This is a genomic window from Paenibacillus sp. FSL R10-2778, assembly GCF_038593035.1.
Taxonomy (GTDB): domain Bacteria; phylum Bacillota; class Bacilli; order Paenibacillales; family Paenibacillaceae; genus Paenibacillus_AQ; species Paenibacillus_AQ odorifer.
Window position 1 is genome coordinate 1303569 of record NZ_CP151956.1, and the last position, 13154, is coordinate 1316722.

Sequence of the window (13154 nt, forward strand, 5' to 3'; positions counted from 1 at the left end):
GAAACCCTTTGTTCGCAGAGGATTTCTTACTTTTTTTTATAAGATTAGAAGTGAAATTCAGTGACGTCAGGTCATCTCTTAAAAGCCCCAGCATACTGGGGATAGAGCTGTCTTATGCAGTCTGGGCAGATATCATGAGTGAATTGCAAAGAAAGCTGATGCTTTAAGAAATGTTCAATGGTGATCCATTCATCCTTGGGATTACGAATACATTTACAGGAAGCACAGATTGGGATTAGCTCAAAAGATGATGGTAAGGTTGAACGGAGGTTTATGATCTCCGGATGAAGAGGTTCTTCTTTATAGGGGCCCACATCATATAGTGAAATTATAAAAGTGGCTTCTGGGTGCGGATCTGAGAGAAATGGGTAGATCTCCAAACGGAAGATTCGTTTCCCTTTATTAGCGGTTTGTATGGAGAATTCGGAAGTATAAACCTGATGCTCTCTGCGGAGTATATATTTCACTGATTCATAAAGCTTGGCCCATTGATCGGGATCGACAATCACATCTTGCATGAGCTCTGAGTAATACGCGCCAATCCATTTCTTATTAGTAGAAAGACCATATTCATGACTAAAGGCCTTCCACCTGCTGTTGGTGAACTGGATAATCCCATGACTGTTGATTACCACCGCATTGTGCGGTAAAGCTTCAAGTGAATGGATAATGGAAGATGATAAGCATTTTGACAAAAGTCACCGCTCCCTCCTAGAGATCATTCAGGATGATAAGTTAACAAAGGGGGCCAGACGGTATTCTACAGATACTTGTCACCTGAGTCGCCTCTTATCGTCACTCCAGCCATATGATATAATCGGATAATACATAACAATACTAATTATATACTTTTTTACGTTATTTTACAATAGGTAATTACGTAAATAAGTAATTTATTTTTAGATGGAGGGCGATTCACCGATGCAGACCATATACGAACGTATAGAATACCTGATTAAGCAGAAAGGTTTGACCAAAAAATCATTCTGTGAGCAGTTAAATATCAGCACAGGTAATATGGGAGATTGGAAGCGGGGAAAGACTACTCCAGGAACACATAAGCTGATTGAGATCGGTGATTTTTTTCATGTTAGTCTGGACTGGCTCATTCTCGGCAAAGATACACCGGATACTGTACGAGAGAGCGGCGTAGACTATGATTTGAGTGATGTTCAGCTATCGGAAAGCCGAGTAGATGAATTACTTCCAGCAGAAAAGAATTTTATCAAGGAATATATAGCTTTTGCTGAATATCGTAAACAGAAAATGGTCGACGAAGAATCTTAAAATCTGCATCTTTACTTTTGAGAAAAGTACATTTATAATAATGAATGTTGACCTCAAACAAATTTATGTTCTATGTTTAACACACCGCGCGGTAGTGGTGGAATGGCAGACACGCTATCTTGAGGGGGTAGTGGGTGTATACCCGTGGAGGTTCGAGTCCTCTCTACCGCATACAGAATGAAGAAAGAGGCCTTGCGATGCAAGGCTTCTTTTTTTGTTCAATCCTCAATCACACAACCTACTTCTTTACAAGCGGCACGCATAGATTGGCTTCGAATCCTTCATCATCCGGACCGGACTTTTCCGTGTATTGGATGTAAAAGACTCCATCAGGGTTGAACTTATAACCGGAATCCGGCAGCCATTCATTATGTATATAATTCCAGGTATGTTGAAAAGCCAACTGAGGGAATCCTTTTGCAGTAAATATAGCATAGGTAGACGCAGGAAGTTTCTTATGAACAAGGCCTTCAGGGATACAATCTAACTGCTCGACTTCAACGCAAAGGAAAAAATCAATATCCCATGCGGTATGCTCCCACAGTTTAGGCACGGATGTACGGTTCTGAAATAGACCGAGATAACAACCGCTGCTTTGAACTTTTGTGGGTATAGCATCAAATTTTGCATCAATATCCAGCTCGCCAAAAACATATTCCCAAAGATTCGCATATGGCTCCCCGGATGAGTTTACATTTGCCCAGCCAATAACATTTAGTTCGGGTATATCAAGCAGTTGAACAGTCACCGATTGTCCCTCCCAGCAAAAATATTTCAACAATATTATAAAATATTCCAAGAGATTAAAGGGTGCTGATATATAGCGATATTATGACGTTCTTTCTAGTTAAAAAGGATACTTTACCGCATAACAACAGGGGGCTGTGTGATGTGGTGAGTATCCTTTTTCTAATGAATTATTTTAAAAGCTTGGAAATATCGGATTCGATCTGCTGTGGAGTGGTCTTAGGAGCAAACCGTTTTAGAACACGGCCATCTTGGTCAACCAGAAACTTCGTAAAGTTCCATTTCACACTTTTTGAGCCTAAGACACCAGGAGCTTCTTTGGATAAGTATTTGAATAATGGATGTGCTTCATCGCCTTTTACGTCAATCTTCTCGAACATAGGGAAGGTTACCCCATAATTAATCTCGCAGTATTCCGCAATTTCATCACTTTCGCCAGGCTCTTGTCCAGCAAATTGATTGCTTGGAAATCCTAAAACTTCGAACCCGCGGTCCTTGAATTTCTCGTACACTTCCTGAAGACCTTTATACTGGGGAGTAAATCCACATTTGCTGGCAGTATTCACAACCAGGAGTACTTTACCCTTGTACTTTGACAATGATTCCTCTTCACCCTTAAGAGTGTTGACCTCAAAATCATAAATACTCATGGATGACACCTCCATAGCTAATTTAAGTTTTTAACAATTTAATTGTACACTATTTATGATCTGGAGCCAAATAAGAAAGTATTATGAATCATTCCTCATCATCGTTTCAAATCATACCTGTTGTTTAAAGTATAAAGTATGAGCATGACCAATACAGCTTGATGAAGGAGAAGATGACTCATGAAAGCATTATACACAGCAACTACAACAGTCCATGGCGGTCGTGAAGGCTCCATTGAATCCTCGGATGGCGTGTTAAAGCATAATTTAAGCATGCCTAAAGAGCTTGGAGGGCCGGGAGGTTCCGGTACCAATCCAGAGCAACTATTCTCGGCTGGTTATGGAGCGTGTTACGAGAGTGCACTAGCGAATATCGCCCGTAAAGAGGGCGTGAAACTCCATGACGTGGAGGTAACTTGTAATGTGTCCATTGGGAAGGATGACAGCGATGGAGGCTTTAGACTTGCTGTGAGAATGGATGTGAAGCTGCCAGGGATCGAACACGACAAAGCAGAGGAACTGGCGAAGAAGGCTCACGAATTCTGTCCTTACTCCAAAGCAACCAGAGGTAATATCGAGGTTGAATTAAAGATTGTTGATTAAATGTATCTGTATATATTTTATGGAAATAATGGCTAAATAGAGACGTAAATCATAAAAGAGTAATAAATAGCTGCCGTGTTAGGCGTCTTTGGTTGACATCACCCTTAAAATTCTTTAATATGTCTAAGTATCTGAGAATGTGCCTGCGTGTGCAATTTACAACCAAAAATTTAAATAATGGGTGATGAAGATGTCTTACAGACCGAATATTACGAATGTGACCAAAGCCAGCAGCAACGATAAGGAAGGATTGTACGAGTTCATTATCAAGCTTGCTGATGGAACGGAGTGCCGCGCGTTTTATCATCGGTTTCCGGAATGGAAAATGACGAACATCAGCCGCCTGCTTAAAACTCCATGTCCAATTTGCCGCAAAGATTTCATCTGCAAATGCATGGAGGCATTCACTGCTGATTTCGAAGGGCAAATGATCGGGGATCAATGGATTGAGAAAGCAATCGCAGAATAATTAAAGAACGGCACTTGATGGCGCGGGAGGTTATCCCGCGTTTTTGTTTACCCAAAAAAGCAGAAATTTACGCCTTTAAGACGGAGGGGGAGCCATGAACGAGGAACTGAACCTTATGAAAGATAAGTCCATCGTATTGATAGACGGAGTGTGTCATCTTTGCCAGAGGGTAGTTCGTTTCATTATCCCGCGTGACCCCGACGCTAAATTTCTATTCGCACCTTTACAGAATGAGATTGCGGCAAAGCTAATGAAAGAGTCCGGACTTCAGCCTGGACAATTAAACACGGTGATTTTACTGGAGAACGGAGTGTATTATACAGAGTCGGCCGCTGTGCTAAGAATTGCCCGTAAATTGAGATTTCCTTGGCCTGCCGCATACGTGTTCATCTTAGTACCACGCCCATTGCGCAATGCCCTTTATCGGTATGTAGCCAAGAACCGCTATCGTTGGTTCGGACGTGATGAGCAGTGTATGCTCCCTACCCCAGAGATCAAACGGAGATTTTTGTAATCCATAATTTGGGAGAATGTTATAATGAAACTATAAATGGGTATAGTTTTTTCATATTATGACTAGGGGTGAACGAATAGTGAAACGGAAAGGGCTTCTGTTTTTTATAGTCATGTTATTATCTTTAAGTATGATCGGTACGGCCTCAGCTGCCCCCAAGCTTCGCATTATGGTGAACAATTCAAGTGTGGATGTTGGTGTGCAAATCGTGTCGGGGAAGACGCTGGTTCCGCTGAAGGCTTTTGAAAGATTCAAGAATACTTCTATTCAATGGGATGCCAATACCAAGCAAGCTACGATTGCTAGAGATTCTATGAAGATTAAGCTTACGGTTGGCTCACGGACGGCTTGGAAGAACTCGGATGCTGTACAACTGGATGTATCGGCCAAAATAGTGGATGGAAGAGTAGCGGTACCCCTGCGGTTTATTGCGGAGGCTCTTGGAGCGAGAGTAACAGTAGATGCTGCTTCGAATACAGTCTGGGTTCAGGAACGGGCCAATGCTAAACTTGTGCAGAATTATAATAGTAATGACTTAGTTGTTTCCCGCATAGCTGCTCTGCAATTCCCGGTTGAAGAAAGAGAACCCTCCAAATTGACGGGTGATAATGAAGCGTTGTCTATGACGTATTATTTTCCTGAAGGCAGATCTGATGGTTATTTTATATTGTATGGACATTTCGTAAAGTATTATGAGATCAAGGATAATATTGTAAAAGTAGTTTGGGAAGCTGATCTGGATATGTCCAAGGAGGCTACAAATAAAGATTTTACCGCGATATTCGGTTACCCAGTTGCGAAGGAATATGGTAAAGCACCTGTTCTAGCTCCATCCTATGCCTCTTTTTATACGAGTGTTTGGGGAAGTCAGATTATTTATGGAATGGTTGATGCGGATGGAACTACTAAAGTTTCAGGACAGTCTCTGTACTGGGGGAATAATGAACCTTTTGTCGTAGCTATTCCCGGAGAGACTAAGCTTTAAGCAATATATAAGTCATATAAATATGGAGATGAATTATGAACAAGGGGAAGCCTAAAGGTTTTATGCGTTTTGATTGGCCTTATCATTTTGTAACTATGCCGCTAGCGCTGATTATATTTGTATGGTCGGGAATTTATGTCGTTCAGGTGTTACGTGATGATGGTGCTCTAACAGTGCCCTTGCTATTATTTGGTTTATCTCTATGCCTATTATTTGCGATTACTCGAATTCGAATTTATGCCACAAAAAATCAGGATCGAGTAGTGAGGGTAGAGGAGCAGTTCCGGTATTTCCGATTGACAGGTGAAGTATTAAATCCAGAGCTTGAATTAGCTCAGATTATCGCGCTTCGGTATGCAGGAGATGAAGAGTTTCCGGCACTATGTCAGCGGGCGGTGAAGGAAAAGCTTAGTCCTGCCGATATCCGGTCTGCCATCAAGAATTGGCGTGAAGATACGATGAGAGTCTAAAAACCACTTGATGTGCGAAAAAACTTATTGCTGCCTTCTTATATATATGCTACTATAGCTGTAAATTAAAGGGATAGTAACGGAAGCACCGTTCAATGTACCGTATCCACGGTTATTGTCGGTGCTTTTTTGCTGTCTTTTTTTTGACAATATTTATGAATTTCTTGCGAAAGGAGAGAGGTTTTATGGCGGCAAGGATTGTACTCGCAGTGCGTGAAAGCCAATATATCGAACCATTGCTACACTATCTTCATCATAGTGAGTATGGAGAAATGCTGCGAATCACGGCTTTTAGTCGGCTGGATGCTTTTATCGATTTTATGAGGGGAGAGGATATGCCGGATGCTGTTGTAGGTGACATTACTTTTATCGAGGCTTGGCTTGTGGAGGGAAGAACTAAGGTGCCTTGGGCAGTTTTGAGTGAGGAGGGAGCTTATCTTAGCAGGAGTTCTAAAAGCCTGGCTGGAGGCATCATGATTGCGAAATATCAGGCACTGCCTTCTCTGCTGGGAGCATTTATTCAACTATGTGAAGTGAAACGAGCTAGAGGTTCCTCTGTATTAGATGAAACGCTGCTGCTCGGTATCGTCTCCTCAAGCGGGAACACGGGCAAAACTACAGTAGCTATGAATATGGCTAAGCAGCTAGGTGAATTGGGGCTTTCGGTCTTTTATTTGAATCTTGAAAGTGTGGACAGCAGTGGATTATTTTTACGGCCCCCTGCAGGAAATACGCCTGGACTAGAGCGGCTCCTTTATGAAATCAAAGCCAGCCGGGATAAGGGTGGAGCCGATACGATTGATTTGGGGCAATACGTGATTAGGTATGATCACCTTCGAAGTGCTGCTTTTAGGCCAATTATTAATGTAAAAGAAATGCTGCAGATGACTACGCAGGATACGCTAGATTTGTTGGCGCTGTTGGTTGCGGAAAGAAATTTTGACGTAGTTATAATAGATACCGGCAGTATTGAAGAAGAACGTGCCAAAGCTGTGTTACATAAATGCGGAATTCTATTGTGGGTAGTTAGAAATGACGAGGTAAGCATTCATAAGACCATGAGATGGCTATCCCATTGCAATGCTCCTAATTCTGGTATGCCCAGCCAAGTGATGGACAAAAGTAGATTTGCCGTGAATTTTGCCGCAGAGGGTTTAGAGGTGTGGGCACCTCCGGAAGGAATTACCGTTGAAGGTGTACTTCCGTATATCCCATCTTGGACGCTGCAGCACCGTGAGGAGCTTTTTCTGAACTCACCACAATTCCAAAAGGAGATCTTACAGCTGTGCAAGCAGGTTATAGAACCGTCGCTTCCGCAAGTATTCACTGGTAAGGGTTTACATGAATGAGGAAATGTTTAAGGCACTTCGCAGTGACATCCGGGCAGGATTAGATGTTACTTCTGCAGTTGGAAATCGTGAACTCACCCAATATATTGAAAGGACAATTTTGGACAGCGAAAATCTGCGTTATTTAACAGCACAGGAGAAACATGAGCTCGTGAAGAGATTGTTCGATTCTTTTCGAGGATTGGATGTACTCCAGCCCTTAGTGGATAATCCGGCGATCACTGAGATTATGATTAACAGCCATACTGAGATTTTTGTAGAAGAGGAGGGGCAGATTCGTCGTCTCCATTTGGAATTTGAGTCCATCAGCAGGTTGGAGGATATTATCCAGACGGTTGTATCCGGTGTGAACCGGGTTGTAAATGATTCTTCGCCTATCGTTGACGCTCGGCTAAAAGACGGATCGCGTGTAAATATCGTGCTTCCGCCGGTAGCTCTGAAAGGCCCGGCGATGACCATTCGGAAATTTCCTGAAACACCGATGACGATGCAGGATTTAGTCCATCGTGAAGCTTTAAGCTTGGAAGCCGCAGAGTTGCTGCAAATTTTAGTGGCTGCTAAATACAATATTTTTATTAGTGGCGGGACAGGCTCTGGAAAGACTACTTTTCTTAATGCATTATCTCAGTATATCCCCCCACAGGAGAGGGTCATTACGATAGAGGATTCCGCTGAACTGCAGATTGTAACCGTGCCGAACCTTGTTTCACTGGAGACCAGGAATGCTAACACGGAAGGTAGAGGGGAGATTTCCATCCGAGATTTGATTCGTTCTTCCCTGCGAATGCGCCCTAACCGGATTGTTGTGGGGGAGGTACGGGGAGCGGAATGTCTCGATATGCTGCAGGCTATGAACACCGGGCACGATGGAAGCTTGTCTTCCGGCCATAGTAACAGCGCACACGATATGGTCAGTCGACTGGAGACGATGGTGCTAAGTGCTGCGGAGCTTCCGGTAGCTGTCGTTCGCCAGCAAATTTCATCGGCAATTGATATCTTCGTACACTTATCACGTCTCCGTGATCGTTCCAGGCGGGTGATGGAGATCAGTGAGGTTGCGGGGTTGAAAGACGGGGAAGTGATCTTGAATCCCTTATATGAATTTCAAGAAGCTGGTGAACGAGAGGGAAGGGTGCAAGGGGGGCTGCTTCCCTGTGGTAACCCATTGTTGCATACAACGAAGCTTAGGATGGCTGGTGTAAACTCCTATCCATTGGCTCAATAGAGATTCAAAATTCCAGAAGGGGGGGAGGTCATGCTTAAGTTTAAATTTGTTGCTGCAAAGCCTGTAGAAGCGGATCCTGACGGTCCTTCGTTATTACCAGATTATAAGGTATACGAATTGACCTTGCTGCAGAGGATTCTGACCCTTACTGCAGGTGGACTGCTGATGTATGGAATTGGATATCTTTTTTATCATCATTGGCTGCTGTCGTTGCTGCTTATGCCTGGCGGAGCTTATGCCCCGCATATGCTGCGTAACTATCTACTGAAAAGACGTCGAAATGCACTGAATTTACAATTTAAGCAGACGTTATTTTCGCTGTCTTCCTCCCTTTCAGCTGGGCGTTCGGTGGAGAATGCATTCCGAGAGGCGGTTCAGGATTTACGTATGCTCGACCCGGAGGGAAGCAGTGATATGATCTCCGAGTTAAACATTATCTGTGCACGCATGGAATATGGACAGCCTGTGGAAGAAGCGCTGAGGAACTTTAGTGAAAGAGCGGGAATGGAGGACATCGAGCGATTTGCGGATGTGTTCTCTGTCTGTAAACGTACTGGTGGTGATCTTGTAGAAGTGGTGCGCCGTACATCAACGATTATCGGTGAGAAGCTGGATATTCAGCAGGATATTGCTGTAAGTATTGCTCAGAAGAAATTTGAGGCTAAGGCACTGCTGATATCTCCGCTGATCATGGTGATGTTTATGAGTTTGACGGCTGGAGAATATATGCAACCTATGTATACAGGAGCGGGTATAGCCATATCGACATTAGCGCTTGTTGCTTTATTCCTATGTTATCTCTGGACTACTAAAATAATGGACATTCCACTGTGAAGGGGGGGAAATCATGCGCTGGCTATGTGCGGTGGTTACTGTTATTTTGCTGATAGTCTGGGTTCTACTGCGAATTCAATGCGGCAACAGATATGTCGCGTTACGCAGTCTTCCTATGGAAGGATTACGGCTTCGGAAGTTAGGCGAACCGTTATTACTGCTTATTGAGAAGAGTGGTATCGCCAGTCGGTTTCCCTCACTGTTATTCAGAATTCAGCGTTCTCTACAGCGCAGTTATGGTATGCGTTATAGCGCAGAGCGGACCCTGCTGTTCATGGGTGAGATGCTAAGTTACAGCTGGCTGTTGCTTGTAGGTGGAAGCTTGATTACAGCATTTAGTGGCGAACAGGCAGGTATGATATTGGGTGTGTTTTTGGCAATTGCTCTACCAACCGCTATGGTTAGTGATCTGCACAAAAAGGTGAGAGTTAGGGAGCAGAATATTATGCTCGAATTGCCAGAGCTGCTGAACAGTATTGTGTTGTTGGTTGGCGCAGGAGAGACCGTGCAACGAGCTATTATTCGCTGTGTGGAAAGCCACCGGGGGGATACGAATCATCCTCTGTATAAGGAGCTAATGACTATGACTAGTGAATGGGAGGGCGGATATTCTTTCCAACAGGCGTTTGAAAATTTCAGCAAGAGATGCGCTGTACAGGAGGTATCGGTATTCACAACGACAGTTTTGCTGAATTATCGCAGAGGTGGAGCGGATTTTGTGCTATCGCTACGTGATCTGTCGCGGATGTTGTGGGATAAACGAAAGGCACTTAGCCGGACGCGCGGAGAGCAAGCATCCTCTAAATTAGTTTTTCCGATGGTAGTTATCTTTTTAATAGTAATTGTACTGGTGGGAACGCCAGCATTTTTGATGTTAAAAATGTAGGAGGCTGAAGCTGATGGTATCAACAATGTTGGACAGTATGAAGAACTTTTGGGAAGACGAGGAAGGTTTAGGAACTTTGGAGATGATTTTGATTATTGCTGTCTTGATTGCAGTTGTTCTTTTGTTTAAGGACAAAATTCAAGAGGTAGTAGAAGCCTTAATTAAAACGGCGGGTGAAAAGAGTCAGGAAGTATTCGATTGAACAAGTTTAAGGGTGATCAAGGCAGTTTTACTATTGAAGCGTCACTTCTGTTGCCGATCGTCATGTTTATTACGATGCTTCTTTTGTTTTTTTGCTTGTATAGCTATCAGAAGTCCATGCTGTTGCAAGTGGCCTCAGGAGCTACTGAGCGTGCGGCTTACAACTGGGACAACAGTCACAAGGAGGTCTCTGGTTCTTACATGGCTGGTGAGTATGACTCCCTTTATTGGAGAATTGGGGATGATGCCTTGTTAGCCTCATTATTTGGTGGAGAAGCTGGCAGTGCTGGCGTGACAATAGAGTTGCCCGGTGAATTATCAGAGAAGAGTGAATTGCCAGTGCTTAAACTGGGCCAATCGTCTACTATGATTCCGGACAATATGCCAGGAACTATGCGTTATGCTCACAGCCTTACAGGACGGAGAGTAAAGGCCGAGTTAAATCGTCTACTGAGCTTGCCTGTGCTTGATAGCGTTCTATCGGATGAGGCTAACCCAACTGTTGAAGCCCAGTCTATCATTGTCGAGCCTGTTGAGTTTATTCGTACGGTCGACCTGATGCGTTATTTTGGAGCTAAATTTAAAGGGGGCTCTGAGGGTAGTGGATCTGCAGTTTACATGGATAAGAAGGATGCTTCTGCTATGCTGACCAAGCTTCAGGATAAGTAAAATCTCTGTTCAAGGGAGGGGGTTTTAATGAAAAGTATAATTACGGGTTGTCCTGCTAAGGGCAAAACAGAAGGCTCAGTTACAATTTTTCTAATCATGGTGCTGGCTTTCATCTTTCTATTTACTGCCGTGCTGATTGATTATGCGCGAATCGCTGCGTTCAACGTTCAGGAGGAACGATTAGCGAGAGCCAGTATCCGCTCTGTTATGTCTTCATATCATGTTGAATTGCGTGAGAGATACGGTTTATTTGCATTAGGTGATAGTGATGGTGATATGCTGCTGTCCAAAGTGCTCAATGAAAATTTGCATAAAAGTGGGCGGGGGGATACGTTCAATCTCTTACCCTTTGCACTGGAATCCTCCTCTTTGGAATGGAGCCGGCCGCTGGGAAGTTATGATGTTTTTCGTCATCAAATACTGGAAGAGATGAAATATAAGGCTCCGGTTGATTTCGCCTTGGAGCTGGCAGGTAAATTCAAGCCGCTGTCGGGCGTAATGGCAGAGGCCTCAAGAGCTACTGAATTACTTAGTAAGCTGCAACCTTTATATGATGAACGTGAAGAGAATTTGGATCTAATGTTAGAGCGGAGAAGCCAAGCGGCGGAGAGTGGAAGAAGAGTACTGCTATGGATTATGAATCCGCCCGGAGATTCTATCTCGGCCCATTCGCTCGGAAGCATGCAAGCAGCCGCGGATATACCAGCACAGTATAGTGACTATCTTGGGAAATATTACGAAGATCTATATCGTGATAGTAAAAAGCCTGCAAAGTACACTTATCAGTTGGCACTTTATCAGAGCCGAACTTCAGAGATGTTGTCGCGGCTCCCATCCTTATTAACAACCTTTCATGAAGAACATGGACAATCAATGGAGGAAGCGAAGGATGCGTTAAACAAAGCGCAGCAATTGAATGACCGGATGAGAGATGTTTTGGCAGCTTCCCGAATAAGTGGCGTAAATCTGGCAGACGATCCTGCTAAGGACTGGGATATTCCGGGAAACTCGGGGGAAATAAGCGCTGAGCCACTTAAAAAGCTGCATGAACAGGAAGATGCCTTGATCCTCTCTTCGACTGACATTAGTAGTATGGAGAATAGTTTATTTATGCAGCAAAGTGCGTACGAGTCCATTGAACCGACGGTAACAGGATTATCAGGAGTGTTGCATGAAGCTTTGGGAGTCAACGGTGATTCCTACCAAATGATTTCCTCTGTTCTAGGAGCTTCGCATGTAGTGGACAACTATTATAAAAAATACGGTAAGAAGGGAAGTGTTATCGCTAGTGATTTGGCTTTTCTTGAAGAGTATCGCAGCTCGGATAAAGCACGTAAGCAAGTAGAGGGGGAAGCCAAATCCAAGCTGGGCGAGGTTAGAGCACTGCTGGACAAAATTAGAATGCTAGGTAGCGGAGCGGCAGCTTCGATGGAACGTTATCAAATCCTTCATCAATTTTATGAGGACAATGTTTCATTTAACAACGGATTGGAGTCTCAATCCTCTGATAAATCTGAAGTATCCTCAGATCCCTATGCTGCTGGAAGCTCGGCGATGAAGGATATTGACGGGATTTATGCAGCAATGAGTGGCATTATGGGGGGCGCTAGAGACAGGCTTTTTCAAACGGAGTATTCCGCGCTTTATTTTCAGCATTTTGATGTTTCAAAGTTAGCTAGTCTGGCACTGAATTCTCTGGAAGACACTAGTGAGCTCACAGATCAGCTTGATCCTCGCGCTCAGGAGCTGGAATACATTTTATACGGATTTCATAATCCCGCAGGGAATGTGGCCGCAGCCTATGCCGAAATATTCGCGATGAGGTTGTCCATTCGCACAATGGAAGGATTTATAGAGAAGGCAACCTTGGGAAATCCACTGGCTGTTCTAGCGGCGGCACTGTTGTATGGAATCCAGCATGCCATTCAGGATATGTTGCAGCTTTGTGAGAAGGATGCGATTCCTTTATCCAAATATATGCCGGCGCAGCTGACTTACCGTGATCATCTGCGACTGTTCATGATAATGCATGGAGGCGGGGAAGTGCAGCTATCGCGGATGCTGGCTCTGATTCAACTGAACACAGGAATAAATCCAGAGGAAAGAAACACCTATGTATCATCGGACATTAAGCTCCAAATGCAGTTATGGTTTCTGCCAGGTGTAGTTAAAATGTTGAATTATACCGCTGCTTTTCCGGGAGAGGTACAAGGGAATAAGTATCTGAGGGCAGTAAAAGCTGATTATTCTTATTAGCGGGAGGTT

The 13154-nt window shown here is 43.8% G+C and carries 16 protein-coding genes and 1 tRNA gene; 14 read left to right on the plus strand and 3 right to left on the minus strand.

Annotation, left to right across the window (positions count from 1 at the left end; genetic code table 11):
• Positions 1-71: 71 nt before the first annotated feature.
• Positions 72-695, minus strand: coding sequence for a hypothetical protein (locus NST40_RS05685; RefSeq protein WP_076128220.1), 624 nt, complete (start codon positions 693-695; stop codon positions 72-74).
• Between the two features lie 226 nt (positions 696-921).
• Here NST40_RS05685 and NST40_RS05690 point away from each other — a divergent pair, with 226 nt between their 5' ends.
• On the plus strand, positions 922-1287 hold the full coding sequence (locus tag NST40_RS05690) for a helix-turn-helix domain-containing protein (RefSeq protein WP_036681672.1): 366 nt from the start codon (positions 922-924) through the stop codon (positions 1285-1287).
• 88 nt (positions 1288-1375) lie between these two features.
• A tRNA-Leu gene (locus tag NST40_RS05695) sits at positions 1376-1458 on the plus strand.
• A 67-nt stretch (positions 1459-1525) separates the two neighbouring features.
• Here NST40_RS05695 and NST40_RS05700 read toward each other — a convergent pair.
• The gene (locus NST40_RS05700; RefSeq protein ID WP_076128218.1) at positions 1526-2035 is read right to left on the minus strand and encodes a GyrI-like domain-containing protein; all 510 of its coding nucleotides are present in this window, start codon (positions 2033-2035) and stop codon (positions 1526-1528) included.
• Between the two features lie 169 nt (positions 2036-2204).
• A complete protein-coding gene (locus NST40_RS05705) occupies positions 2205-2684 on the minus strand; it encodes a glutathione peroxidase (RefSeq protein WP_038569095.1) in 480 nt (159 codons plus the stop codon).
• A 180-nt stretch (positions 2685-2864) separates the two neighbouring features.
• Here NST40_RS05705 and NST40_RS05710 point away from each other — a divergent pair, with 180 nt between their 5' ends.
• From NST40_RS05710 to NST40_RS05765, 12 genes are all read left to right on the plus strand, one after another.
• Positions 2865-3287, plus strand: a complete 423-nt coding sequence (locus tag NST40_RS05710) for an organic hydroperoxide resistance protein (protein WP_036681676.1) — start codon at positions 2865-2867, stop codon at positions 3285-3287.
• Between the two features lie 190 nt (positions 3288-3477).
• A complete protein-coding gene (locus NST40_RS05715; RefSeq protein ID WP_036681678.1) occupies positions 3478-3756 on the plus strand; it encodes a hypothetical protein in 279 nt (92 codons plus the stop codon).
• A 94-nt stretch (positions 3757-3850) separates the two neighbouring features.
• Entirely contained in the window at positions 3851-4270 is a 420-nt protein-coding gene (locus tag NST40_RS05720; protein WP_342410491.1) for a thiol-disulfide oxidoreductase DCC family protein, read from the plus strand.
• Between the two features lie 79 nt (positions 4271-4349).
• A complete protein-coding gene (locus tag NST40_RS05725; protein ID WP_076219299.1) occupies positions 4350-5255 on the plus strand; it encodes a copper amine oxidase N-terminal domain-containing protein in 906 nt (301 codons plus the stop codon).
• Between the two features lie 35 nt (positions 5256-5290).
• The gene (locus tag NST40_RS05730; protein ID WP_076185827.1) at positions 5291-5725 is read left to right on the plus strand and encodes a DUF6526 family protein; all 435 of its coding nucleotides are present in this window, start codon (positions 5291-5293) and stop codon (positions 5723-5725) included.
• A gap of 185 nt (positions 5726-5910) precedes the next feature.
• Positions 5911-7074, plus strand: coding sequence for a hypothetical protein (locus NST40_RS05735; RefSeq protein ID WP_342410492.1), 1164 nt, complete (start codon positions 5911-5913; stop codon positions 7072-7074).
• On the plus strand, positions 7067-8299 hold the full coding sequence (locus NST40_RS05740; protein ID WP_342410493.1) for a CpaF family protein: 1233 nt from the start codon (positions 7067-7069) through the stop codon (positions 8297-8299). The genes NST40_RS05735 and NST40_RS05740 overlap by 8 nt, the downstream gene beginning before the upstream one ends.
• A gap of 30 nt (positions 8300-8329) precedes the next feature.
• On the plus strand, positions 8330-9133 hold the full coding sequence (locus NST40_RS05745; RefSeq protein WP_076277686.1) for a type II secretion system F family protein: 804 nt from the start codon (positions 8330-8332) through the stop codon (positions 9131-9133).
• A 13-nt stretch (positions 9134-9146) separates the two neighbouring features.
• A complete protein-coding gene (locus tag NST40_RS05750; protein ID WP_172628783.1) occupies positions 9147-10019 on the plus strand; it encodes a type II secretion system F family protein in 873 nt (290 codons plus the stop codon).
• A gap of 13 nt (positions 10020-10032) precedes the next feature.
• Positions 10033-10221 (plus strand): Flp1 family type IVb pilin, encoded by a 189-nt coding sequence (locus NST40_RS05755; protein WP_036681690.1) that lies wholly within the window; start codon positions 10033-10035, stop codon positions 10219-10221.
• Positions 10218-10889 (plus strand): TadE family protein, encoded by a 672-nt coding sequence (locus NST40_RS05760; protein ID WP_076277687.1) that lies wholly within the window; start codon positions 10218-10220, stop codon positions 10887-10889. Before NST40_RS05755 ends, NST40_RS05760 begins: the two co-directional genes overlap by 4 nt.
• A 27-nt stretch (positions 10890-10916) precedes the next feature.
• On the plus strand, positions 10917-13145 hold the full coding sequence (locus NST40_RS05765) for a hypothetical protein (RefSeq protein ID WP_342410494.1): 2229 nt from the start codon (positions 10917-10919) through the stop codon (positions 13143-13145).
• The last annotated feature ends 9 nt before the right edge of the window (positions 13146-13154 follow it).

Excerpts from the sequence above, each read along its gene's own strand:
- NST40_RS05690 (WP_036681672.1), top strand. The coding sequence starts at position 922 with ATGCAGACCATATACGAACGTATAGAATACCTGATTAAGCAGAAAGGT.
- NST40_RS05705 (WP_038569095.1), bottom strand. The coding sequence starts at position 2,684 with ATGAGTATTTATGATTTTGAGGTCAACACTCTTAAGGGTGAAGAGGAA.
- NST40_RS05710 (WP_036681676.1), top strand. The coding sequence starts at position 2,865 with ATGAAAGCATTATACACAGCAACTACAACAGTCCATGGCGGTCGTGAA.
- NST40_RS05715 (WP_036681678.1), top strand. The coding sequence starts at position 3,478 with ATGTCTTACAGACCGAATATTACGAATGTGACCAAAGCCAGCAGCAAC.
- NST40_RS05720 (WP_342410491.1), top strand. The coding sequence starts at position 3,851 with ATGAACGAGGAACTGAACCTTATGAAAGATAAGTCCATCGTATTGATA.
- NST40_RS05730 (WP_076185827.1), top strand. The coding sequence starts at position 5,291 with ATGAACAAGGGGAAGCCTAAAGGTTTTATGCGTTTTGATTGGCCTTAT.
- NST40_RS05735 (WP_342410492.1), top strand. The coding sequence starts at position 5,911 with ATGGCGGCAAGGATTGTACTCGCAGTGCGTGAAAGCCAATATATCGAA.
- NST40_RS05740 (WP_342410493.1), top strand. The coding sequence starts at position 7,067 with ATGAATGAGGAAATGTTTAAGGCACTTCGCAGTGACATCCGGGCAGGA.
- NST40_RS05745 (WP_076277686.1), top strand. The coding sequence starts at position 8,330 with ATGCTTAAGTTTAAATTTGTTGCTGCAAAGCCTGTAGAAGCGGATCCT.
- NST40_RS05750 (WP_172628783.1), top strand. The coding sequence starts at position 9,147 with ATGCGCTGGCTATGTGCGGTGGTTACTGTTATTTTGCTGATAGTCTGG.
- NST40_RS05755 (WP_036681690.1), top strand. The coding sequence starts at position 10,033 with ATGGTATCAACAATGTTGGACAGTATGAAGAACTTTTGGGAAGACGAG.
- NST40_RS05765 (WP_342410494.1), top strand. The coding sequence starts at position 10,917 with ATGAAAAGTATAATTACGGGTTGTCCTGCTAAGGGCAAAACAGAAGGC.